We start from the raw sequence: 23499 nt of genomic DNA on the forward strand, positions 1-23499 counted from the left end.
CGGACGCCAACGCCGTCCGCCCGATCGTGCTCGCCCTCAAATCCAAGGAGATTTTCCATGGCTCATGACGACCCCTTTACCATCGACCTGTTCGGCAGCACGGCAATTTCGTCCGGCCTTGGCCTTGGCGTCACGGCCTTCGCGGCTGACTGCGGGCCGGGCGATGAAGATGATCCCGATTCTTCCGCGCCTTCGCCGGTCACGCCGGCGGTTGCAGCCATCCAACCGACGTCGAAGCCTCGACGGGTTCATGGACTGAACTTTCATCTTGCCGGCGATCGTGGGCTGGCCCGTGGCTGGAAAGATCGGGCCCGCGACAACATCGCTTCGATCAGGCTCGCCGCCGAGATCGAGGCCGATGAGCGTCCTGCCACGCGTGAGGAGCAGGAGCGGCTGATCCGGTTCACCGGCTTCGGCGCGTCCGACCTTGCCAATGGTGTCTTCCGCCGCCCCGGCGAGCTCGAATTCCGTAAGGGCTGGGACGAGATCGGCTCGGACCTGGAAGATGCCGTCGGCGAGATCGACTATGCCTCGCTCGCACGCTGCACCCAATATGCCCACTTCACGCCTGAGTTCATCATCCGGGCGATCTGGTCAGGTCTCCAGCGTCTCGGATGGCGCGGCGGTCGGGTTCTTGAACCTGGTGTTGGGACCGGCCTGTTTCCGGCGCTGATGCCCCAGTCCCTGCGCGGCGTCTCCCACGTCACCGGGATTGAACTCGATCCCGTCACCGCGCGCATCGCCCGGCTGTTGCAGCCGCAAGCGCGGATCATAGCCGGCGATTTCGCCCGAACCGACCTGCCGGCGAGCTTCGATCTCGCCATCGGCAATCCGCCGTTTTCGGATCGAACCGTGCGCTCCGATCGGGCATATCGGTCGATGGCATTGCGGCTGCATGACTATTTTATCGCGCGCTCCGTCGACCTGTTGAAGCCGGGGGCATTCGCCGCCTTTGTGACCAGCTGCGGCACGCTTGATAAGGCGGACACGACCGCGCGCGAGCATATCGCGAAGACCGCTGACCTGATTGCCGCCATCCGCCTGCCCGAGGGCAGTTTCCGGGCCGACGCCGGGACGGATGTCGTGGTCGACATCCTGTTCTTCCGCAAGCGCAACATCGGCGAGCCAGAGGGCGACCTGTCATGGCTCGAGACCGAAGAAGTTCGGGCCGCGACGGAGGATGAGAGCGCGATCCGCGTGAACCGCTGGTTGGCGCGCCACCCGGATTTCGTGCTCGGCACCCATGCCACTGTCCCGGGGCCCTACGGCGAGGCCTATTCCTGCCTGCCCCATCCCGGTGTCGATCTGGAGCGGGCGCTCACCGCAGCGATCTTCCTCCTTCCGGATGCCATTTATGACGGCGAGCCGGACGAGATTGATCATGACGCCGAGCCCGGTGCCGATATCGTCGATGACTTGCCGGAAGGCGCCGGCGTGCGCGAGGGCAGTTTCTTCGTCGCGAAAAATACCGCCCTCGTGCAGATGATCGATGGCGCTGCCGTGACCATCACCATACGCAAGGGCAGGGCGAGCGAAGGCGTGCCGGAAAAGCACGCGCGGATTATCCGCAAATTGATCCCCATCCGTGATGCCGTGCGCGAAGTCCTGAAGGCCCAGGAGTTCGACCGGCCCTGGAAGCCGGCCCAAGTCAGGCTGCGCATCGCCTGGTCGAATTTTGTGCGGGCATTCGGCCCCATCAACACGACCGTCGTTTCCACCAGCGAGGACACCGAGACCGGCGAGGTCCGCGAAGTGCATCGCCGGCCGAACCTGCAGCCCTTCCTTGACGATCCCGATTGCTGGCTGGTGGCTTCCATCGAGGACTACGATCTCGAAACCAATACGGCCCGGCCGGGTCCGATTTTCACCGAGCGCGTCATCGCGCCGCCCGCGGCACCCATCATCACAAGTGCTGCCGATGCGCTTGCCGTCGTCCTCAACGAACGCGGCCATGTCGACGTCGATCAGATCGCCGAGCTGCTGCACGCCGATGCCGAAGCAGTCATCGCCGAACTCGGCGACGCCGTCTACCGTGATCCCGAGACCGGTTCCTGGCAAACAGCCGACGCTTATCTCTCCGGCCAGGTCCGCGACAAGCTCAACGCCGCAAAAACCGCTGCCGCCCTCGACCCCGTCTTCGAGCGCAATGTCCGTGCCCTGGTCGAGGTTCAGCCGGCCGATCTTCGGCCTTCCGACATTACCGCCCGTCTTGGCGCACCATGGATCCCCGCCGCCGATGTTGCCGCCTTCGTCAAGGAGACGATGGGCGCCGAGATCAGGATCCATCATATGCCGGAGCTGGCATCGTGGACGGTAGAGGCGCGGCAATTGGGATGGATGGCGGCCGGCACGTCCGAATGGGGCACCGATCGCCGTCATGCCGGCGAGCTCCTGGCCGACGCGCTGAACAGCCGGGTGCCGCAGATCTTCGATACGGTGAAGGAGGGCCAGGCTGAAAAGCGCGTGCTCAATGTCGTGGATACGGAAGCCGCCAAGGAAAAGCTGCAGAAGATCAAGACCGCTTTCCAGAACTGGATCTGGTCCGATCCCGACCGGACCGATCGGCTGGCGCGGGTCTATAACGACCGCTTCAACAACATCGCGCCCCGACGATTCAACGGGGATCACCTGCAACTTCCAGGCGCCTCCGGCGCCTTTTCTCTATATGGGCATCAAAAGCGCGGCATCTGGCGCATCGTCTCGGCCGGCTCGACTTACCTCGCCCATGCCGTCGGCGCCGGCAAGACCATGACGATTGCCGCGGGCGTCATGGAGCAGCGCCGGCTTGGCCTGATCGCCAAGGCCATGTTGGTCGTTCCCGGCCATTGCCTTGCACAGATGGCTCGCGAATTCCTGGCGCTCTATCCGACCGCCCGCATCCTCGTCGCCGACGAGACGAATTTTACCAAGGACAAGCGACATCGCTTCCTGTCGCGTGCGGCCACGGCGACCTGGGATGCGATCATCATCACCCACAGCGCCTTCCGCTTCATCGGCGTGCCGTCGGCGTTCGAGCAACAGATGATCCACGACGAACTGGAACTCTACGAGACGTTGCTGACCAAGGTCGAGAGCGACGACCGCGTCTCGCGCAAGCGCCTCGAGCGGCTGAAGGAGGGGCTCAAGGAACGGCTGGAGGCGCTGGCGACCCGCAAGGATGCCCTGCTCACCATCTCCGAGGTCGGCGTCGACCAGATCATCGTCGATGAAGCCCAGGAGTTCAGGAAGCTCAGCTTCGCCACCAACATGTCGACGCTCAAGGGCGTCGATCCGAACGGCTCGGAGCGGGCCTGGGACCTTTATGTCAAATCCCGGTTCGTGGAGACGAAGAATCCGGGCCGGTCGCTCGTGCTGGCCTCGGGCACACCGATCACCAACACGCTTGGCGAGATGTTCTCGGTGCAGCGCTATCTCGGTTACGAGGCGCTGCTTCAGCGCGGCCTGCACGAATTCGACGCCTGGGCTTCGACCTTCGGCGACGTCACGACTGAACTCGAATTGCAGCCATCCGGCAAATACAAGCCGGTGACGCGCTTCGCCACCTTCGTCAACGTGCCGGAGCTGATCGCAATGTTCCGCTCCTTCGCGGATGTGGTGATGCCGCAAGACCTTCGCGACTATGTGAAGGTGCCGGCGCTTTCGACCGGCGCGCGTCAGATCATCACCGCCAAGCCGTCCGCGGCCTTCAAGCGCTACCAGATGGTGCTCGACGCCCGCATCAAGGCGATCGAGGAACGCGACGGTCCGGCAGAAGCCGGTGACGACATCCTGCTGTCGGTTATCACCGATGGCCGGCACGCTGCTATCGACCTGCGCCTGGTTGATCCCGACAATGACAATGAGCCGGACAACAAGCTCAACGATCTGATCGGCAATGCCTTCCGTATCTGGCAAGAAACAGCGCAAAGCAGCTATGTCCGCGCCGACGGCAAGCCGTTCGAGCTTCCTGGCGCAGCGCAGATGATTTTTTCCGATCTCGGCACGATCAGCGTCGAGAAAACCAGAGGCTTTTCGGCCTATCGCTGGATCAGGGACGAACTGGTCCGCAGGGGCGTTCCGGCATCGGAAATTGCGTTCATGCAGGATTTCAAGAAGTCGGAGGCCAAGCAGCGACTGTTCGGTGATGTGCGGGCCGGAAAAATCCGGTTCCTGATCGGCTCCTCCGACACGATGGGCACCGGCGTCAACGCGCAGCTCCGCCTCAAGGCGCTGCATCATCTCGATGTGCCGTGGCTTCCCTCCCAGATCGAGCAGCGTGAAGGTCGTATCCTGCGGCAGGGCAACCAGCACGATGTCGTCGATATCTTCGCCTACGCCACGGAAGGATCGATGGACGCCCAGATGTGGCAGAACAACGAGCGCAAGGCCAGGTTCATCGCGGCGGCCCTCTCCGGAGACACGTCCATTCGGCGGTTGGAGGATATGGGTGAGGGGCAGGCCAACCAGTTCGCTTTTGCCAAAGCGATCGCCTCGGGCGACCCACGTCTGATGCAGAAGGCAGGTCTGGAGGCAGACATTGCCCGCCTGGAGCGCCTGCGCGCGGCCCACATTGATGATGAGCACGCCGTTCGGCGGCAGATCCGCGATGCCGAGCGCGATATCGAATACGCGACCCGGCGCATCGGCGAGGTCGGCAAGGATATCGAGCGCCTCGTGCCGACGACCGGCGATGGGTTCAGCATGGTGGTCGGGGGCGAGGCGTTCACGCAGCGCAAACGCGCCGGTCGTGCACTGATGAAGGAAATCCTGACTCTCGTGCAGCTTCAGCAGGAGGGCGAAACCACTATCGCCTCCATCGGCGGCTTCGATTTCGAATATTCCGGCGAGCGCTTCGGCAAGGACGGCTACCGCTATGCCACCATGCTGATGCGCACTGGCGCCGATTATGAAATCGAGCTGCCGGTGACCACCACGCCGCTTGGTGCGATTTCTCGCGTCGAGCATGCCTTGGCCGGCTTCGAGGGCGAGCAGGTACAATACCGCCAGCGTCTTGAGGATGCCGAGCGCAGGCTCACCTCCTATCGCTCGCGTCAGGGCGGCGAGTTCGGATTCTCTGGTGAACTGGCCGAGAAGCGCCGGCAGCTTGCGGAAATCGAATCCGATCTTGAATCTTCGATTGATGACCAGGACCGGCGTGCCGCATAGCAGGCTCGATACAGGTGCCGATCACATTGTCAGCCATTGACCGGCGGCAAAGGTTCAGGGCCGCTCGGGTTCAGGCGATGCAGGAGGCGCGCCGAACTGCTTACCCACGTTGATGCCACGTTTCTGTCATGCTCGGCTCCGGCCAGCCAGACCACATGACGTAACGTCAAGAATCAGCTAACTGGATCATTGCGGCGGACCTGATTGGACCGTCCGGCCGGTGCCTGCCAGAGCCCCCCGCAAAAGCAGGCGCCGGCCTTTTAGCGCTTGAAAGGCGAGCACTGATATTGTTCGTCTTGTCCCCATCCAGACACGAGGCAGTTGCGATGGACGACACCAAAGGCGGCGCAAACCACACGTCCGTTGAGATAGTCGAGGCCATGGGCGAGTGGTTCGTCCGTGTTGTTGGGAACGGCGAAGAACTTACCCGATCATTCGACCTAGAATCGGTCGCCCTTGCCTTCGCGGAAAGCCAGCGGATACGCCTGGGGCTTAAGGACTTCAAGCGGATCTGACCCGACTTCCGCGTTCGCACCATAGCCGCCTAAGTTCATTTTGCTATTGATCCGTTTCGGGGTCGCCCTATGTCGTGCCGATCAACTTCCGTTCTTCACCATAAGACGGCAAGACTAAAGTCTTGCACCACGCAAGCAAAGGTCTGACGTAACCGCTTTGGTTCCGTACTTGTCCGTTGGACGTTCCGTTATTTAAGCTAATCCGCATATAATAGGTCCGTCGCTTAGATGGAGATAGGCCGTCAGTTTTATTAGTCTACAGCAAAGCCGGGGCCAAAAAGAACGCATCAATTTCGGCGTCGCTCTTGCCCTGCGCCGCAAAGCCGGTCACCATCATTGGCTTAGAATAGATCAGGCCGGGTTGCGTACTGGAAATTGCTCAAATAGAGATGGGACAATCAGACAAAAGGACAGACACAATGACAGAAGAACCCGGCCGCCGCGCCGCCGAACTAGCCGAGCTTACTGCGGAGATTGTGTCCGCCTACATAAGTAAGAACCCTGTACCGGCTACCGGCCTGCCTGAACTAATCGCATCCGTGCACATGTCTCTGTCCGGGCTTGGTACGCCGATCGCGCCTGTCGTTGAGCCGCAAACTCCCGCGGTCAACCCGAAGAAGTCGGTGACGCCAGATTTCATTATCTGCCTGGAAGACGGCAAGAAGTTCAAATCCCTGAAGCGGCACCTTAGCACGGACTTCGGTCTGACGCCGGACGCCTATCGCGAGAAGTGGGGCTTGCCGCGCGACTATCCGATGACGGCTCCGAATTACGCCGCTCAGCGCTCGCAACTGGCGAAGTCCATCGGGCTTGGACGCAAGGCTGAACCCGTCGCACCAGCCAAGAAGGCACCCGCGAAGCGGAAAGCCAAAGTGTCCGCCACCACCTGACGCTGCGTAACGACTCAGCTAGAAGGCGCGGCGGATCCCAATCCCGCCCGTGGCCCGCGCCATTCGGATAAGCTCCAGCGAGGGCGCCGGCCTTTGTTCTTAGCGTGGCGGAACTCGCCGGGCGAAGAAACCCCAACCACCTCAAGCCCGGCGAGCCTAGACCTGATCAAAGTACGCGATCAGGACCGGGATCCACCGGCACCACGACCGAAGCAAGCGCAATGCCAGCACTTTGGTCCCGAAATGGGACAATACCAGGGTCCCCCGCTAGCAGCCGGGTTTCTCCTGAGAAACAACAAACATAGAACAAAAACTTTGTGGGAAAACGCAGCCACAGCGGGCGTGATTCGCCGGATAGCTGAGTTTGATCAACCGTTAGCCTTCAGTTGGCCGTGCTAAATTTTCCGCTTATCTCGCCATGCCCCGGTCTACGTCGCAGGGTTGAGGAAAGGAAAACTTAGGAGGAATAAAACCCGCTCGCAGATCGGGCGGGCCGCTGACGCTGGCGCTCAACCGCGCCGCTCGCGATCCCGGCCGCGTCGTCCTGCGCAGGGCTGTTAGCCCCGCTCGGCCAGCCGGGCAGGGATGCTCGGCCGCAGGTGCACCGGCCCGCCCGCTCCGCGGGCCGGGGGATGTCTTCAGGAAGAAGACGAGGAAGGACGCAGCGGTCAGCGGTGTCCGCAAAACCCTTGAAGGAGCATCCCCATGGAACTGAAGTTTGTCGACCCGCGCGCGCTGAAGGATAACCCTGACAAGGCGCGACGCTCGAAGTCGAGTCCGCAGGCCGACGCGCTGCTGCTGGCTACGATCCGTGCCGTCGGCATCGTGCAGCCGCCTGTCGTCGCGCTGGAGACCGATGGCGGCAATGGCTACGTCATCGATGCCGGCCATCGTCGGGTGAAGCAGGCGATCGCGGCCGGTCTCGAAGAGATCGCCGTGCTGGTGATCGAGAGGGCCGAGGATGGCGGCGCCATGCGCTCGCTAGCGGAAACGCTCGCTCACGAGCAGCTCAATCCCGTCGACCAATGGCGCGCCATTGAGCGGCTGGTTGCGCTCGGCTGGACCGAGGAAGCGATCGCCGTCGCTTTGGCGCTGCCCGTCCGCCAGATCAGGAAGCTGCGCCTGCTGGCCAACGTTCTGCCGGCCATGTTGGAGCAGATGGCCAAGGGCGACATGCCCAACGAGCAGCAGTTGCGCACCATCGCCTCGGCTTCGCTTGATGAACAGAAAGAGGTCTGGAAGAAGCACAAGCCCTCCAAGGCCGATCCCCAGGTGTCGTGGTGGAGCGTGGCGCAGGGCCTGACGAAGCGCCGCATGTACGCGCGCGACGCTAGCTTCGGTGACGATCTCGCCCAAGCCTACGGCATTGCCTGGGTCGAGGACCTGTTCGCTCCGGCCGACGAGGACAGCCGCTACACGACGGATGTCGAGGCCTTTCTTGGCGCCCAGCAGGAGTGGATGGCAAACGCTGTGCCCAAGCGTGGCGTGATCGTGGAAGCCGGTCAGTGGGGCGAGCCGAAGCTGCCGGCCAAGGCCGAGCGTCTGTACGGTAAGCCGTCGAAATCCGATCACACCGCCATGTATCTCGACCGCGACGGCAAGGTGCAGTCGGTCGCGTATCGTATGCCGGCGGTCAAAAAGTCCAAGGACAAGAATGGCGCTGATGTCGAGGCCGGTGGCGATGATATGGTCGTTACCGCAAAGCCGCGTCCGGACGTGACGCGCAAAGGCATGGAGATGATCGGCGACCTTCGTACCGACGCACTGCACGAGGCGCTGTCGCGCGCACCGATCGAGGACGACACGCTGATGGCGCTGCTCGTTCTCGCCTTCGCCGGCCAAAATGTGACAGTGGCATCTGGCGCCCGCGACATCTCCTATTACGGGGCGGCAGGCCTCGGCGAACATGCCGCGCGCCTGTTCGACCAGGAGGGCAAGCTCGCGTTCGACATGGACACGCTGCGCATTGCCGTGCGTTCCTTGCTGATCGACGTTCTGTCCTGCAGGGAAAATCGCTCGGACAGCGGCGTTGTCGCCCGTGTCGCCGGCGACGTCATCGCCGCCGATAACTTCTTAGCCAACATGGCGACGGAGGATTTCCTGTCATGCCTGTCGCGGCAGGCATTGGAAAGCGCCTGCGCGGATACATCCGCCCTGCCTCGTCAGAAGGTCAAGGATACCCGTGCGGCCCTTGTCGAGCATTTCAAGGAAGGCCGCTTCGTCCACCCGTCGGCGCTGTTTGCGCCCACTCCGGAAAAGCTGACCTCCTGGCTGAAGAAGAACCAAGCCAGGGAACAGCCTGACGACGGCACGCCGCAGGACCAGGACGAGCTCGACGGCGATGCGATCGTCGATCCTGCACATGACCATGTCGGCGACGATGACGCTGCGCAGGACGAGGACCTCACTGACGAACAGATCGAGCCTTACAAGGTGGCCGCCGAGTAGGCGGCTGCGCCTTACCTTTCCCCGAACGATCATTCCGCCGCCGGCACATCACCGGCGGCGGTTCTGTTTCCACCATCAGCACCACGGAGAAAACGATGTCCGCCCAATTGATCTATGACCTTGTTCCACTCGCATCCGTCGTGACGTATTCCGACGGATCCCCACGCCCGCCAGAGCGGCATCGCAAGAAGCTCGCAGCCTGGGAAAATCGCAACGGCGGCGGTCGCCTGATCCGCAAACAGGCCGAGGCCCGCGTCGGCAGTACGACGCTGCCCGCCTCGATCACCCTGCACAAGGGCGACTATGGCAGTCAGGGAACCATTGTGCTGCGCGTCCACCAGACGTTTTCGGTGAACAGCGACCTGAAGTTTTCGGTCAAGGAGCGACCCGCAATCGGCTCCGTCCTGGTGCTCGACCGCGCCGGCGCCGATGCGGAGCTTGTCCATCTTGCCGCCAATCGCGCGGCCGCCGAGGAATGGCTTACCCGCCACGACTATCCCAACGCCGTGTTGCAGCAAGCCACGGCCGACACCGTAGTGGCGGAAACTGTGGAGGGGAGGACGGCAGCATGACTGCGCGGACTTCTGAAACCCATGTCGTCGAAACCCCCGGTTTTTCCGGGAGTTTCTTTTGGGCGAAGCGCCGATGGGCTTTGCGTTGCCACTGTCGGCGAGCACGCCTTCGCCATGGCTCCAGCCCGTGATGGCCGGCACTATCTTGTCACGGGCTGGCGTATCCGCCGGCCCATGGCCGAATGGACGCGCGGCGATTTCTACGGCCATGTCGGTGAGCTTGCGGATGAGGCGGCGTTTCGCGCGCATGTCGAGGAGAATGCCCTCGACCAGCAGCGGCGCGCGGCTCTCGGACGTCGCGAGATCTACTCCCGTGCCCACACGCCGTGGGGAACGTCGCAGGGAGCAACCGTCTATGCCGAGGGCGTCGTGGCTCACTCAACGGCAGGCCATGGCGGGTTCCATCTGTCGGCGGAGCGAAATCGCAAAGTCCATGAGATGCTCCGTGCCAATGACGGCTGGTATGAAGAGGACTGCCATTGGGCGGCCGTCGCCCAGGCCTTCCCCCAGTTGTTCACGGACTTCGAGAACGATTGTGCGGAAAAGTCGATACGCGACTGGTACCCGGATGGCTGGGAGGCGATTCACGAGAGGGTGCTCGAACCCGGCCAATCCGCGAAAAAGGACGAGCGGGCATTTTTCGAGAAGCATGCCGATGACTGGGTCGTGGTGTCGGCGATCCGTTCCGGGCACCAGCCCGGTTTCACCGAGGTTATCGCGACCCCTGGCGGCAGGCGCGGACCGGGCACGGAGCAACGTCGCTTTCTCGTTGCGACCGACGAATACCATGTCGGCCGCTTTGGATTCGTCATCGACGTTGCGCGCCATCGCGTCTATGGCGGGCCCTCGAGCTTCATGGATTGGCAGGGGAGGGAGACATAATGTCCGTCTCCGGTCGCCGCGCACAGCTCTTTCGCATGGAGGAGGCTCGGCGCCAGACACAGCGCCAACTCGAAATGATCGACCGGCAGATCATGAGGCGGATGACGGCGATTATTCTGCAGCTCAAGCCCCAGCGTACCGACCCCCAACGCCAAAACCCTGCTGATGCCAGGACCTTTTCTGGAACGGTATCGATCGAACCTTGCCGCGATCACACAGGAAAGGCAGCACGAAATCGGTGCGCTCTCACGCAAACTGGCCAGGCAGGACGCTGCAATCGCAGCACTGCGTGACAGGATCCAGCAGGACCTGCTGCGTGCCTAATGCTGGTGTCTGCTCAGCGCTTGCGTACGAATTCACTTCGCAACACCAGCCCCTTGATCGCATCATTGCGGCAATCGATTTCATCGGGATTGTCGGTGAGCCGAATCGACTTGATCACCGTGCCCTGCTTCAGGGTCTGGCCGGCACCCTTGACCTTGAGGTCCTTGACGAGGACGACGGAGTCGCCGTCGGCGAGCACATTGCCGGCGGCATCGCGCACTTCAATTTTCCCGGCAGAAGCTGCAATGGCAGCCATCTCCGATGCTGGTCGCCATTCCCCTGTCGTGTCGTCATAGACGTAGTCGTCATTCTGATCGGTCATTGCTGCCCTCGTTTCGGAGTTGAACACGCTACGCTGTCAGCCCAACATGGGAGCAGGCCAAAGAGTTGATCCGCAGCGGCGGACCGGCGCAGCTCATCTATACCGGCAGGAGCCGAAGTTCAAACCGCTGACGTCCCTCGCGCAGCCTGGCGGGCAGGCGGATTGGCGGCGGGAATGAACACTGCATTTCCTCGCGCATGCCGATGTCCGAATTCATCCCTTGCCGGTCTTCCCGGCGGGTTTGCCGCGGTCTGAACCGGCGGCTGTCCGCTTCAAGGCCGCTATCGCGCCGCGGGGCGGCCGGATCCCGCCGATCTCGGCAAGGCTGGCCCGCGTCCCGCGCAGGGCCAGTGAAGAACTGACCCCGCTTGTCCGCAAGCCAACCTCGCTCGCCTGGCAGGCTCCGGACCCTGAAGCGTCCAGCTTCCGCCGGTTCCTTTTGACCGCACCCGCAGGAAAGACCGGCAAGGGCCGGAACACCTGGGGCATCGCTAGAAAGGAAAGCTCAATGTCCAGTTCAACCCGCTCCACCAAGGCCAAGGCCCGCGTCGTCCAGCTCCGCAAGGGCACAACCCTCGAAATGGTCCGGCTCTGCTGCCCGGATGGCCACCAGGCCACCCTCATTTCCGAAAGCTTCGGCCTCTCCATCCTCGACAGTGACGGCATCCGTGAATTCCACGAGCGCAGTCTGATCGAAAGCGCCGATACGCTCTCCGAGGGCCTTTCCGAAAAGGCCATGCAGATCCACCTGCAAAGAATCGTCGGGTCCCATGTCGGCTCCGCCTTTGGAGCAGGCCAGTTCTACTCGAAGGCCGTCACCGAGGCGAAGGATGCCACGGCCAGGCTCGCCAATGACACCCGCGACGAGGACATTGACGGTCCGGTCGGCTTCGACAGCAAGGCCCAGCGCAAGCGCCAATTCGCCGCCGAAATGGGCCTTCAGGCACATGCGCTGCGCATGGCCGCCGAGGGCGCCGTTGCCGCCTACGAGCACATCGTCGGCGAGAGCTGGAAGCCCTACGAACGCCAGACCGAGAACCCCGGCCAGACCGTCAACCGGCAGGCAGCCGATCTCCAGATGGCGGCCCTTGGCTAACTGCCATCGGGCGGAGCTTCGGCTCCGCTTGATCTTCTCATACTGAGGCTGGTGTCCGTTCGGGAGCCGACCTCTTTGCGTGTGCCAAAGGCACCCGGCTCAAAGATGGACACGGCAAGGGATTAAGACCGCGCCAATCGCGGCCGTCACGAATGATAGTCCTGCTCCGGTCCTCGTCCCGCGAAACGGCTGCGCCGTCCTCCACTGACGTTGCGGCCCGCAAGCGATGGTTCTCAGCTTCCCTATCGATCCTCCGCGGGTTCGCGGACCTGCGGTCCTGCGCGTGCGGACCTCGTGACGGCCGCGATTGGCGCGGCCTCGAATGGAGGTTTGAAATGGACAGGAACAACAACAAGCCCCGCGTCGACATCTACGCGAAAATCACCGATCGTATCGTCGCGGATCTGCAGAAGGGCGTGCGTCCCTGGGTCAAACCCTGGAGCGTTGCGAATACGACCGGTCGCATCACACGGCCGCTCCGTCACAACGGCCTGCCGTATCAAGGGATCAATACACTGCTTTTGTGGTCGGAGGCGGTCGCGAGGGGCTTTGTCTCTCCGGTCTGGATGACGTTCAAGCAGAGTGCGGAGCTTGGGGGTCATGTTCGCAAGGGCGAGACTGGCTCCATGGTTGTTTACGCCAGCCGCTTCACCAGGACCGAAACCGACGCGCATGGCGAGGAAGTCGAGCGGGGTATTCCGTTCCTCAAGGCCTACACGGTGTTTTGCGCCGACCAGATTGAAGGTCTGCCGCCGCACTATCATGCGGCACCAGAGCCTGCCGCCGATCCTGTCCAGCGCATCGAGCATGCCGACCGTTTTTTCGACAACACCGGAGCGGTTGTGCGGTATGGCGGAGACAAGGCCTATTATTCTCCCTCTTCCGACCACGTGCAGTTGCCGTCACCGGAATTTTTCCGGGATATGGCTTCATTTGTCGCTACGAGAGCACACGAGACCCTGCATTGGACATCGGCTCCTCAGCGGCTGAACAGGGACCTCAGCCGCTACCACAAGGATCGCACGGATCGGGCGCGCGAAGAATTGCTCGTCGAGCTTGGTGCTGCGATGCTCTGCGCAGACCTCGATATCGTCCCCGAGCTCGAGCCGAGACCCGATCATGCCGCCTATATTCAAGGCTGGGCCAGCCTGCTGGGCAGCGACAAGCGGGCGATCTTTCAGGCAGCCGCCCACGCACAACGCGCGGTCAATTATCTCCACGAATTCCAGCCGCAGGCGGAAGAATTGGGGAGGGCGGCCTGATGCTACGCTCTCCGCTGTTGCAAGGGGAGAGCGCCGAGCCCTCCCCGATCCGCTTTCGCGTCATCAGTCTGGGCGCCGGAGTGCAATCGACCCCTTCGTCCTGATGGCGGCACACGGTTATTTTTGCCCTATATTCGCCGAGACTTGCTGGGAAGCGGCCGTTGTCTACGACCATCTTCGCTGCTTGCCTCGCCGAATGTGCTGCCCTTTGCGCGAAATCTCCCCAACGTCGCTTAGGGCAAGCATCGGGCACCGATTCCCGTTTTACCCCGGCACGGTGACCGGGATTTCCATGCGGATAAGCCGAGCCGCGAGACCATAGAGAAGCGCATAACTCGGCGGGATGCCTCAACTAGGTCGACATCTTGACGTGGCCGGCTAAGGCCAGCTCGACCTTTGGCCAAATGAAGGATGTGCGGCGTGTGATGGTCCAGTTTGGCAAGCGTCGTTGGCTCGGCAGAGCACATCAGGGTGAGGCCCCGCCTTGCGGCTGGCCCCGTTCGGGCGGTAACCCGGGGCCGAACCCTGATCAGCCGGCTGGTGCCGGCGTCCAGCCCAAAGATGCCTATCGATGTCTGCTATGCGGCCGCTCCTGCTTGAACAGCAGATTATCGGGCTCCTGGGACTCGCCTCGCGGCCCGTCATCGTTCGACCGATATCAGGAGGCGGGTGCGTCTCTTTCCGAGCTATCCGTCGTTCTACAATGACGCGTGACGGGGACGGCCAGGCTTGATGATGCCTGACGTTAGTCGAAGTTGCGGTGATCATTCCGATGGGAGCTCGACCGTCGTCTGGCCGGCGGTTTCATGGAAAGGCCCACCACCTGCGTCCTCGATGGGGCTGGTCTGACCGAAGGCCGTCTTCGCTTCGCTGCGCCTCGTTCTCAAACCCGCAACAGCCGGTCGCGACTTTCTTCCCCTGGCGGCTGCGCCGCCATTCCGCGCGGAACAAGAAAGCCTCCCCTTGGCTGCCCTTCACTGTCGTTGCGGCCCTAAGGACCACCCCATGCGCACGCGCAATGGGGACCCCGGTGGGTGCGGGCCGATCGCCTCCGGTCTGTCGACCGCCATCGAGGTCGCGGTGGTCGCGACCCGAGAAACTCAAGGAGACGACATCATGGCTACCATCGGCAACTTCACTTCCTCGGACACCGGCTTTGCGGGCACGATCAAGACGCTTAACCTCAACGTCAAGGCCAAGCTGGTCCGCGTCGACAACCCCTCCGACAAGGGTCCCCACTTCCGCATCTTCTCGGGTCCGGTCGAGCTGGGTGCGGCCTGGCAGAAGGTTTCCAGGGAAACCGGGCGTGACTACCTCTCGGTCAAGCTGGACGACCCGAGCTTCCCCGCTCCGATCTACGCTACCCTGATCGAGGTGGAAGGAGAGGAAGGCCTGCAGCTGATCTGGTCTCGCCCCAACCGGGACTGATCGCCTCGACGAGGGCTCCGCCGCAAGGCGGGGCCTTCGGCTGTTCCCAAACCAAGCCGCAGGCGGAACGAGAAAGCGTGACGAAGCGATGGCTGCGGAGCAGGGACTCGGATCCCGTCTTTTGGTGGCGTCTCAGTTGGGCTCAGTCGTTTTGAGGAGTCCTGATCGCCTTGGCCGACCTGAAGGTCTCCTATTCAGTTTCAGGCGAAGAGGCTTCAATCGCCAGCATATCCAACCCCTCAATCTCCTGCATCACTTTTCCGGCGATACCCTGCAAGTCACCATACATGCCGACGGTCGACTCGATCACCCCCTGGATCTGCGCCTCGCGCTTGGCCCACAGGCGTGTTGTGGCCTTGCGTTCCTTGGCGAGATCCTCCTGCATATCGGAGAATTTCTCCACGATCGCCTCGACACGGTGGCGGAAGCGCGGACCGGTCAGATAGCCGTAGACCTGTTCCATTTTGGTGGCCTGGCCGTCCTGGGCGAGGCGGGAGTTCGCCAGCTCGATCAGGGATTGCCGAAGCATGATGGCGATCGGGATCGCACATTTGGGATGGGCGACATAAACTCCGTCCACAAGGTCGAAGGTTTCCACGCCGGGAGGCAACGCTTCCGAGATCATCAGCGCAATATCCGCTTTCGCGGCTCGTTGATCTCCTCTGAGTTTCCCAAGCCAGCCCTGGCTCCAGTTCTTGGTGCGTTTCGATTCCCATAAAATGGCGCCGCATGGCTGGCCGGCCGGTCCGACCACGCGGTGTAGGACATCTCCGCCGAACTCGCCCTTGGCAACCGGCTCGATGGTGTCCATCGGGAACCGGCTGGCAATGATAGACTCGAGCTCAAGCTCGAGGACCTCGCCCTGCAGCTGCTGCGAGCCCTGTTCCGCCCGGCGCTTCAGCTCCTCGATCTGGCGCTGCATGCCGGCGATCTGTTCTTCTTTTTCCGCAACCTTCATTTTGAGGCCGTCTTCGGCTTCGGACCTCGCCTTTACGCGAACGGCGTCCAATCCTTCCTGGATCTTCCTTTCGATGGTCAGCGCCATCTCGCGCTTTTCATCGTCAAGCGCACGCTGCTGTTTTAGGAATTCCGCCTGTTGCTGCTGGGCCTCGGCGAGCTTTTCGTCGCGCGCCTTCAACGTCGCCTCCAGCTCGGCAAGCTTGTTATCCCTGTCCTCCAGGTCTACCGAAAGCAGCAATTTTGCCTTGCGTGCTTCCTCGACCGCGATTGCGGCACGCTCAAGCTTGATTTGCTCAGCCACTTGGTTGCCGATGTCCTCTTTGGCGGCGTCGATCGCCGCCTGCTCGCGTTTAAGCTTTTCCTCCCGGGCCGCCATGGACGCGTTGCTCTGCTCCAAACGCCGTTCATAGTCCTCGCGAGTCGCGGCAATCAGCGGCGCCGCGAGCGACTCGTTGAGCTTGATCTCCGTTTTGCAGCTCGGGCAGCTGATTGTGGTTCGTTGAGAATCCTTGGCTGCACAGTCATTGGCGGGCTGACTCACTGAGGGCTGATGTAGCTTCAGATTATATAATATCGACCGCTTTTGGAAAAGAACAAACAGTGAACCTTGCTGTTATCCCCAGTGTGCGGACGGAATGGCTATTTCGTCGTCGAATTCCCGCAAAACGGCACGGTGAATCCACCGTCTTCTACGAATGACTGTTTCTCTTTTGCGATCTGATCGGCAATCCGCGGGAACTTGACCCGAGAATGAAATCAAACACCGGTTGAGGCTGACCCAGCCTTGTCGCCTGCAGGGCTGCCGGAATCCTCGCTGCGGCTTCGGCCTGTTCGGCAAGCAGCGAGCTTCCGCTAACGCCCACATTTCTCCGCTATTGCGGCGATACATTCCTCGAGACGCTCCAGGCGCGATTTCGCAATACGAAGTTCATTCCCGGCGTCGAAACGTCGATGGCGCCCCTGAGGTGTGGTCGCAATGAGGTTGCGCTCCAGTTCGGCAATGTGCGCACGCACCTGTCGGGCATCGTCCTGACGCAACGCCTTGATCCATCCACGCCCGCGCATCAGTCTTCCTGCCAGCACCCCGAAAGTCATGCCCGAGTTATGCCACCGAGACCCTAATTTGCGGCAAGCCGAAACAGTCGAAATTTAACTTCCGCTAATGCGATTATATTTTTGACGAGGCATTCATCCGGTGGAACGGCCCGTTGAGCGGGCCCGATAGGATTCTGGACTTTGCGAGTATTTTGGGCGCATTCTTTCGCCGGGGAGAAGGGGCTTGGATAAATCCCGCTACGATGATCGGTCAAGCTCGTTGCGCAAGCGCACTGGCGCAGGACGCTCGCTCGTACGCCGCTGGGCCAGCGTGCCGATGCGCCTGGTCTTGGTGACCGTGGCTGCGGTTTCCGCTCTGGTGACGCAGTTTGTCATGCATAACAGCGGATCGCTGCCGGAAATCAATCTGCAGAACGTAATCAAGCCGAGACCGGTAGCAATTTCTGGGATCGCATCTGTGATCGATGGCGACACGATCCAGATCCATGGCCAGGGCATTCGCTTCAATGGTATCGATGCACCGGAGTCAGCACAGCAGTGCGACGACGCCAACGGCTTCCACTATCAATGTGGCGCGAAGTCCGCCGCCGCTCTCGATGCCTTTCTCGCCGCCTCGCGACCGGCCCAGTGCACGTTTGTGTCCTGGGATCGGTACGGCCGCTATGTGGGCAATTGCAGGCGGGCCGATGGTGCCAGCGTCGCCGCCTGGATGGTCGAGAACGGCGAAGCTCTTGATTGGCCGAAATACAGCCAAGGTGCCTACGCCATGCTGCAGGAGAAGGCCAAGGCAGCAAGGGTTGGCATCTGGGCAGGAACGTTTGAAGCGCCCTGGGACTGGCGTGCCGAGCATCGCGCTGACAACGACCAGCCATCGACGATCGCTCCCGTGCTCGCTGCATCGCCCGGTGCCTGCAACATCAAGGGCAACATCAACGCCCGTGGTGAGCACATCTATCACATACCTGGCCAAGAGTATTACGATCGCACCGTCATATCGACCAGCAAGGGAGAGCGATGGTTCTGCAGCGACGAAGAGGCGGTGGCCGCCGGTTGGCGCAACGCAAAGCGTTAAGCCACAAGGGCAGGTGTTGCCCTGCTTTTATACTGCGCTGGCGCGGGCCGTGGGAACGGTGATTGCTTCGGCAGGGCCCCGAAAGTGCGAGCATGCGGCAGCGTCGAGATCACTGACTTCACGACGGGCGACATCGCGCCAGCGCCGCGTACACGAGCGACTTCCGTTCCTCACGTCGCCCCAGCGGCTACCCTGTCAACTAGACAACCAGACGGGATCGCTTCTGCGCGTCGGGCGGATCGCGGCTGATAGCCGCGCATCCGCTTGGCGCGCAGCAGCTCGAGGAAAAGGGCGACGGCTTCGCCCTCGGTATCAAAGGAGTGCTGTACCGTGCGGCCGGTGGTTCCGATCCGGCCCCAACGCCGGACCAGGCAGGTCTGGCCGAACAGGGTCTCCTCGATCGACAGTGCATAGAAGCGCGCCATGTTCCGATCCGCGTCGCGGCGTTCGATACAGAGGCGATAGAGCTGCGCGATCATTGCGGACAGAATCGCGCAGCCGGACGCGCGCGTCCAATGAATGGTTTGAATCAGCGGACGCGGATCGATTCACTCTGGTGATGGATGGAACCGAACGTCAGTCGTTCAGCAGCGTCTTTGATGGCCTTCCCCGGAGAGATGTAGCCAATCCTCGTTGGGCCGTATCGTGCGCGGTCGGTCGTAACGAAAATCGACGCTAATTGGCGCGTCTGGCTACCTCGGCTGCCGAGCAAGGAATTCCGTTATCAGGCCCTGCACCACCTCCTGCATGGTTGTTCTGTTGCGCGCGCAATGGACCTGCAGCTCGATCATCTGCGAGACCGGAATGCGTGTGTGCAGCCGGGCTGTCTCGCCGTCTGCCTTTGGCCTTTCGAGCTTCGCTTTCGCCTCTCTGGCCGAGCGGGGTCTCGTCTGCTGCTCCAGGTTGTCGGTTTCGCTGATGCTGGATTCCACTATGGCAGCCATGTTGCGCGAGAACGGATCATCCGAACGGGCACGCGGTTTCAAGGCGGGCAGCGGCAATTGGTTTGCGGTCCGATCGCCTTTCTCGTTCATTGCGGGGTGGCTCCGTTCAGTTTGCGGATGATCTCGGCGGTCAGGGCATTCGTCTGGTCGCGAGCGTCCTCGACGGCCTTGTTCACGGGCTGGACTTCGTAAAGCGTCCCGGCGGTTGCGATTGAGGCGAAGGTCGGCCGTTGCGACAAAAAGGTCTCAAGCACGCTGGCGTCGGCCTGCCGCAGCAGCTGGATCGCCGTGCGGAAGGCCATCGTGTTGTGTTCGATCCCCGAAACCATGTTGAGCACCACCGCGTAGGGAATTTCGCGGTGGCGCCCTCCAAGTGAGCGGATGTGCCGGATCAGACCGAGGCATTGCTTGACATCGAAGACGTGCGCTTTCGTCGGAATCAGCACGAAGTCGGCGTTGGCGACGGCCGGGCCGAGTGCAGCCACGGCCGTGCCCTGGACATCGACCAGCAGCAGGTCCTCGGCGTCGGATTGCGCCAGGCGATCGATCAGGTCGTCGGTCGAGCTGATGGGGATGACGTCGATGTTTGAAAGCGCGTACCCGGCTCGGCGACTGTTCTTGCTCCACTCCACCGCGGACAGTTGCGGATCGGTGTCGAGCACCGTCACCCGATGACCGGCGGCGGCGAATTCGCCCGCGAGCAGGATGGTGGTCATGGTCTTGCCGACCCCGCCTTTGGGAGAGGCCACTGTGATTTGCACCGCGCGTTGTTCCGGCATTGTTTTTTCCCAATGTTGCGTCACTTTGGCGTCAAGGCGCATAGGCGATTTGGCGCCAAAGCGACTTTCTTGCATTATGACGATGCGCCGATGCAACAAAGTGCCGAGGCGCATAAGTACCTGTGTGATAACATGAATTTGCACATCGGTGCAATGTCCCAGGGATGCATGATCGGCTCTGGATTAATGTGTCAGTGAGTCAGTATAATGTTTCGTATTGAATTGACAAGATACGCAATTTGGGTCCAAATTGGCTGAGCAGGTCGTCGCTTCGCTTCGACCTGGACCGTCTTCGACATGAGGCCCATCCGCCATAGCGAGGAATTGTGGACACCAGCGCCGCCCACAAGGACACCCGAAAGCGTTCCCGGATCGATATTGGGCCGGAGGCGGGCGCGCTCCTGGATGAGGCCTGCAAGGTGTTCCAGCTTGACCGAGCGGAGACGTTGCGGCGCATTATCCGGGCCAGCCTGGATGTCGGTCCCGCTCTGTCAGCTGAGAATTCACGCACTGTCGCGGCGCTGGCCTCGCAAGTCCGGATGGTCGGCCGAAACCTAAGCCAGCTTCTCCATGCCATTCATTCCGGCCACGCCGTCCCCATGGAGGCGGCGTTGCCGATTTGGGAAGCACTGGATGAGAGGGTGAAAGCCGTCGACGCCGAATTGACGGCGATGACGATCGCTCATGGCCTGAAACTTCGGAAGGCGGCGCATCTGCTGGATGGTGAGGGCGCGTGAACCTCGACCAGTCTTCCATACAGGCCATAGCCGATCGGATTCGCGCGAGCGCGGCTTTTGAAGAAGAGAACCGCAAGCGCCGGCGTCGGGCCCTGTTGTCCTTTGCTGGAAATGACGATGATGGGTTGTTCAAGACGGTTCGCGGCCGGAAGGGGGAGGGCGGTCTCGGGGCAAGCCAGCCACCGGAACCTGCCGTGCCGCGCTCGTCTCCCGGGGAACTGGAGCCGCCGCGCGGTAAAGCCGGGCGCCTAAACCTCGCCCTGCCAGCGAAGCGACGGAAGCTCGCCGGCGGACCTCGGCCGAGGGCCGCTGCCTACAGGCTGGCGGCCGGGTATCAGCCGGCCGTTCTGAAGGTGATTTCCTACGGGCATGGCGTCACAAGGGCAGCCGCCATCGGTCAATATATCCAGAAGGAGGGCGTCGCGCTCGAGACGCATGACGCGCGTATCCTGGCAACGCAGGAAGCTGTTGCCGAGGAAATGAAACGGTGGGGCAAGGGTTTCGACAAGCGGCGGGAGAGCGAGGATGTGGCGACGTTTCGGCTGTCGCTGGGAGGGCAGGAGAATGCCGAGCGCCTTTCACAGGCAGTTCAGGCAGGTTTCGCCGGCCACGGTTTCGCCTATCGTATCGACACACTGCAGGACGGATCGAGCGTCGCGCGCGTCGTCGCGACCATGGCCGGACACAGCGTCGTGTGGGGTGAGAACGGGGATGACAAGGTGAAGCATCGGTTTCACTTTTCCGATCGACGCCAGCAGGATCGCCAGTTCTCGGCACCGACCCGGGCCATGATCGCCTCGCGGATCTCCGAGGCGCTTGGGGTCAAGGAGGATACCGTTTCGGTGAAGCCAATTGGGGAGCCCAGCCACGGCAAAGCCGGTGTCGTGTTCCAGCTCGCGCGCCTTAGCCATGACGGAGCGGCGATCGGCGCCGACGGCGCCGCGATCGCGTCTGAGGAGGCGGTTCGGCAGACCGCGCAGTCCTGGGACAAGACCCTGAATTCCTACAAGCCTCGCGACACCATGCACATGATCCTGTCGGCCAAGGCGGGCGAGGACAGGCAAGCTCTGGTAAGGGCCGCACGTGGGTTCCTGCATGAGCAGTTCCCCAATCACAAATTCGCCTTCGGCATGCATGCCGACATGGCCGAGGAGGGCGGTCATATTCATGTCCACGCCATCGTTGCGGTGAAGGGTGAGGACGGTGAGCGCTTGCGACCAGGTCCGGCCCAGCTTCGCCAATGGCGCGCGCTCTATGCCCAGCACGCACAAGCGCAGGGCATGAAAATCGTCGCGACCTCCGCAGCCTATCGAGCGTCATCACAAAGCTATGGCCCGCGCGACAAGGCGATTGTGGCCACGGCCGAAAAGCCGCGGCCGGGCAGGGAGGCGCGTGACCGCGCCTACGCCCGTGCAAACCCGCACGTCATCGAGAAAGCCCGCCAGCGGATCGACTACGCGAGGGCCAACCCGATAAAGATTCCGATTTCGGCGCGCCAGCTGCAGGCCACCCAGGCAAGCCTTCGGGACTGGCACTCGGTTGCTGCTTCCCGGCCGGATAACGCGATAGCGAGTCAATTCATTGTTCGGATGACGCAAGCTTCCCGATCCGGTACTGTTGTGGTCGCTATTCGAGATGGAAAGGGTGTTCAAATGAGTTCAGATGCCAGTGCGGACCAGATGCGGGAAAACCTAAAACAGATCAACGAGACCGTTAACAAGACAGCGGCCATGATGAACGGCCAGACGAAAGCGGAGTTCTTACGGCGCGCAGCGCCCACCATGGAACTGCTGGCGATCCGGACGGATCTCAAATCCCTGCAGGAAGGCGGCGTCACGCATGTCAGCGAAGACCAGGCCCATCGGATTGCCGGCGCGCGCGCCGAAGCTTTGATCCATCGCGCCCAGGAGATCGAGGCCGCTGAGCGGCTTGAGGCCGATCGCGCTCGCGAGATCCGTAATCGCGCCATCGAGCAGGAGATCCGCGACGAACGAGCCGGATCGGCTGATCCGACCTCGCTTGAGCAGGTTGCGCAAGACCGCGAAATGGTGCGCAACGCCGAAAGCATCGCCGCGAAGGAAGCGCGCGAGGCACAAGCCGCAAGCGAAGCCGCGCGATCATTGGCACAGAATCCTAACGAGCGGCTTGATCCCGAGATCGTCAAAGGCGAACGGCTCGAAGAACTGCAGCGCCTGCAGTCGAGGAGCATCAACACCGCTCCAGTCGAAGGCGAAGAGCCGGATTCACAGAAGCCGCAAAAGCAGTAGTTGCCTCGCCACGCAGCACTGCGTGGGCTCGTTGTTCCCTAAGCCGGGCTCTGGCAGCGGCTCCGTTCGGCACACGCTCGCGTCCAAACGAGTGTACTCCGAGGAAAGACGATGATTAGACATCTCGTGATTATGCAACCTCCTTCACCCGGATTTCTATATCCAGGTGAGCGGAGGCGGCGATGTTGACGAGCGCGTCAAGCGAGAACTTGGCGAGCTTACCGCGCAGCAGATCATTGATACGAGGGCGCGTCAGGCCGAGCCGCTTGGCGGCTTCCTCCTGGGGAATGCCCCAACGCTGGACTGCCTTACGGATTTCGTAGAGCAGCGCCGAGCGCGCCTTGAGGTTTGCTGCCTCCTGTTCGGTGTCCGCCAGGGCGTCCCAGACGTTCTCATAGATTTCTACGTTCATCGTTCTGCCTTCCATCGTTTTAGCCGTTGAGCCGCCAGATCGAGGTCTTTCTTGGATGTGGCCTGTGTCTTCTTCTGGAACGCATGAAGCACCAAAACGCGGTCCTCCAGCGTCGCCAGATAGATGACGCGAAACGCTCCCGATGCCTCCCGAACCCTGATTTCCCTGACGCCGGCCCCCACGATCTGCAGAGGTTTCCAGTCGTCGGGATCGTCGCCGCGCTGGACAAGTTCGAGCTGCCAGCCGGCCTCTATCCGCGCATCGTCAGGAAACGCTCGAACATCCGCCCGGCTGCTTCCAAGCCATTCAATCACCTTCATCGGGGTGCACTGTATCGGTTTTGATACATGTTGGGTAGAGTGAAAATCAATCGCGTTTTACGGACCAG

General features: G+C 61.9%; 20 protein-coding genes and 1 pseudogene. 13 read left to right on the forward strand and 8 right to left on the reverse strand.

Annotated features, from left to right (window positions below; translation table 11 throughout):
- Window positions 1–57: 57 nt before the first annotated feature.
- The 7 genes and pseudogenes from NKJ89_RS16145 to NKJ89_RS16175 all read left to right on the forward strand — a co-directional run bounded on the left by NKJ89_RS16145 (window position 58) and on the right by NKJ89_RS16175 (window position 10776).
- Window positions 58–5145, forward strand: coding sequence for a helicase-like domain-containing protein (locus NKJ89_RS16145; RefSeq protein ID WP_352603804.1), 5088 nt, complete (start codon window positions 58–60; stop codon window positions 5143–5145).
- Window positions 5146–5471: 326 nt separating this feature from the next.
- Window positions 5472–5660, forward strand: coding sequence for a hypothetical protein (locus tag NKJ89_RS16150; protein ID WP_352603806.1), 189 nt, complete (start codon window positions 5472–5474; stop codon window positions 5658–5660).
- Between the two features lie 419 nt (window positions 5661–6079).
- On the forward strand, window positions 6080–6550 hold the full coding sequence (locus tag NKJ89_RS16155) for a Ros/MucR family transcriptional regulator (protein WP_352603808.1): 471 nt from the start codon (window positions 6080–6082) through the stop codon (window positions 6548–6550).
- A gap of 705 nt (window positions 6551–7255) precedes the next feature.
- A complete protein-coding gene (locus tag NKJ89_RS16160) occupies window positions 7256–8998 on the forward strand; it encodes a ParB N-terminal domain-containing protein (RefSeq protein WP_352603810.1) in 1743 nt (580 codons plus the stop codon).
- A gap of 95 nt (window positions 8999–9093) precedes the next feature.
- Window positions 9094–9570 carry a UCP036055 family protein gene (locus NKJ89_RS16165; protein ID WP_352603812.1) on the forward strand — a complete coding sequence of 159 codons (477 nt, stop codon included), beginning with the start codon at window positions 9094–9096 and terminating at the stop codon, window positions 9568–9570.
- Window positions 9571–9591: 21 nt separating this feature from the next.
- Window positions 9592–10452 (forward strand): DUF7007 domain-containing protein, encoded by an 861-nt coding sequence (locus NKJ89_RS16170; protein WP_502904134.1) that lies wholly within the window; start codon window positions 9592–9594, stop codon window positions 10450–10452.
- Window positions 10452–10776, forward strand: a pseudogene (locus NKJ89_RS16175) (hypothetical protein). Before NKJ89_RS16170 ends, NKJ89_RS16175 begins: the two are co-directional and overlap by 1 nt.
- A gap of 13 nt (window positions 10777–10789) precedes the next feature.
- On the opposite strand, the gene NKJ89_RS16180 reads toward NKJ89_RS16175, so the two are convergent.
- Complete coding sequence (locus NKJ89_RS16180; RefSeq protein WP_352603814.1) at window positions 10790–11098, reverse strand: alkylphosphonate utilization protein; 309 nt, start codon at window positions 11096–11098, stop codon at window positions 10790–10792.
- 508 nt (window positions 11099–11606) lie between these two features.
- Here NKJ89_RS16180 and NKJ89_RS16185 point away from each other — a divergent pair.
- The 3 genes from NKJ89_RS16185 (at window position 11607) to NKJ89_RS16195 (ending at window position 14884) form a co-directional block, all read left to right on the forward strand.
- Window positions 11607–12194, forward strand: coding sequence for a hypothetical protein (locus NKJ89_RS16185; RefSeq protein WP_352603816.1), 588 nt, complete (start codon window positions 11607–11609; stop codon window positions 12192–12194).
- Between the two features lie 335 nt (window positions 12195–12529).
- Window positions 12530–13456 carry an ArdC family protein gene (locus NKJ89_RS16190; protein WP_352603818.1) on the forward strand — a complete coding sequence of 309 codons (927 nt, stop codon included), beginning with the start codon at window positions 12530–12532 and terminating at the stop codon, window positions 13454–13456.
- A gap of 1116 nt (window positions 13457–14572) precedes the next feature.
- Window positions 14573–14884: a DUF736 domain-containing protein gene (locus NKJ89_RS16195; protein WP_352492105.1), complete on the forward strand. Its 312-nt coding sequence runs from the start codon at window positions 14573–14575 to the stop codon at window positions 14882–14884.
- A gap of 190 nt (window positions 14885–15074) precedes the next feature.
- Here the strand turns inward: NKJ89_RS16195 and NKJ89_RS16200 are convergent, their stop codons facing one another.
- Entirely contained in the window at window positions 15075–16385 is a 1311-nt protein-coding gene (locus tag NKJ89_RS16200) for a DUF2130 domain-containing protein (protein ID WP_352603820.1), read from the reverse strand.
- A gap of 311 nt (window positions 16386–16696) precedes the next feature.
- Entirely contained in the window at window positions 16697–16939 is a 243-nt protein-coding gene (locus NKJ89_RS16205; RefSeq protein WP_352603822.1) for a hypothetical protein, read from the reverse strand.
- 184 nt (window positions 16940–17123) lie between these two features.
- Between NKJ89_RS16205 and NKJ89_RS16210 the strand changes: the two genes are divergently transcribed.
- Window positions 17124–17972, forward strand: a complete 849-nt coding sequence (locus NKJ89_RS16210; protein ID WP_352603824.1) for a thermonuclease family protein — start codon at window positions 17124–17126, stop codon at window positions 17970–17972.
- A 170-nt stretch (window positions 17973–18142) separates the two neighbouring features.
- On the opposite strand, the gene NKJ89_RS16215 is transcribed toward NKJ89_RS16210, so the two are convergent.
- From NKJ89_RS16215 to NKJ89_RS16225, 3 genes are all read right to left on the reverse strand, one after another.
- Window positions 18143–18451: a WGR domain-containing protein gene (locus NKJ89_RS16215; RefSeq protein ID WP_352603826.1), complete on the reverse strand. Its 309-nt coding sequence runs from the start codon at window positions 18449–18451 to the stop codon at window positions 18143–18145.
- A gap of 213 nt (window positions 18452–18664) precedes the next feature.
- Complete coding sequence (locus tag NKJ89_RS16220) at window positions 18665–18973, reverse strand: hypothetical protein (protein ID WP_352603828.1); 309 nt, start codon at window positions 18971–18973, stop codon at window positions 18665–18667.
- Window positions 18974–19002: 29 nt separating this feature from the next.
- Window positions 19003–19695, reverse strand: coding sequence for a nucleotide-binding protein (locus NKJ89_RS16225; RefSeq protein WP_352603830.1), 693 nt, complete (start codon window positions 19693–19695; stop codon window positions 19003–19005).
- A gap of 326 nt (window positions 19696–20021) precedes the next feature.
- Between NKJ89_RS16225 and NKJ89_RS16230 the strand changes: the two genes are divergently transcribed.
- Window positions 20022–20432: a hypothetical protein gene (locus NKJ89_RS16230; RefSeq protein WP_352492040.1), complete on the forward strand. Its 411-nt coding sequence runs from the start codon at window positions 20022–20024 to the stop codon at window positions 20430–20432.
- A gap of 194 nt (window positions 20433–20626) precedes the next feature.
- Complete coding sequence (locus NKJ89_RS16235; RefSeq protein WP_352603832.1) at window positions 20627–22699, forward strand: relaxase/mobilization nuclease domain-containing protein; 2073 nt, start codon at window positions 20627–20629, stop codon at window positions 22697–22699.
- A 130-nt stretch (window positions 22700–22829) separates the two neighbouring features.
- On the opposite strand, the gene NKJ89_RS16240 is transcribed toward NKJ89_RS16235, so the two are convergent.
- Both NKJ89_RS16240 and NKJ89_RS16245 read right to left on the reverse strand, forming a co-directional pair.
- Complete coding sequence (locus NKJ89_RS16240; protein ID WP_006205593.1) at window positions 22830–23111, reverse strand: helix-turn-helix domain-containing protein; 282 nt, start codon at window positions 23109–23111, stop codon at window positions 22830–22832.
- Window positions 23108–23431 carry a type II toxin-antitoxin system RelE/ParE family toxin gene (locus tag NKJ89_RS16245; protein ID WP_095204878.1) on the reverse strand — a complete coding sequence of 108 codons (324 nt, stop codon included), beginning with the start codon at window positions 23429–23431 and terminating at the stop codon, window positions 23108–23110. Before NKJ89_RS16245 ends, NKJ89_RS16240 begins: the two co-directional genes overlap by 4 nt.
- Between the last annotated feature and the right edge of the window lie 68 nt (window positions 23432–23499).

It is taken from the genome of Mesorhizobium sp. M0047 (assembly GCF_040323315.1).
Lineage (GTDB): Bacteria > Pseudomonadota > Alphaproteobacteria > Rhizobiales > Rhizobiaceae > Mesorhizobium.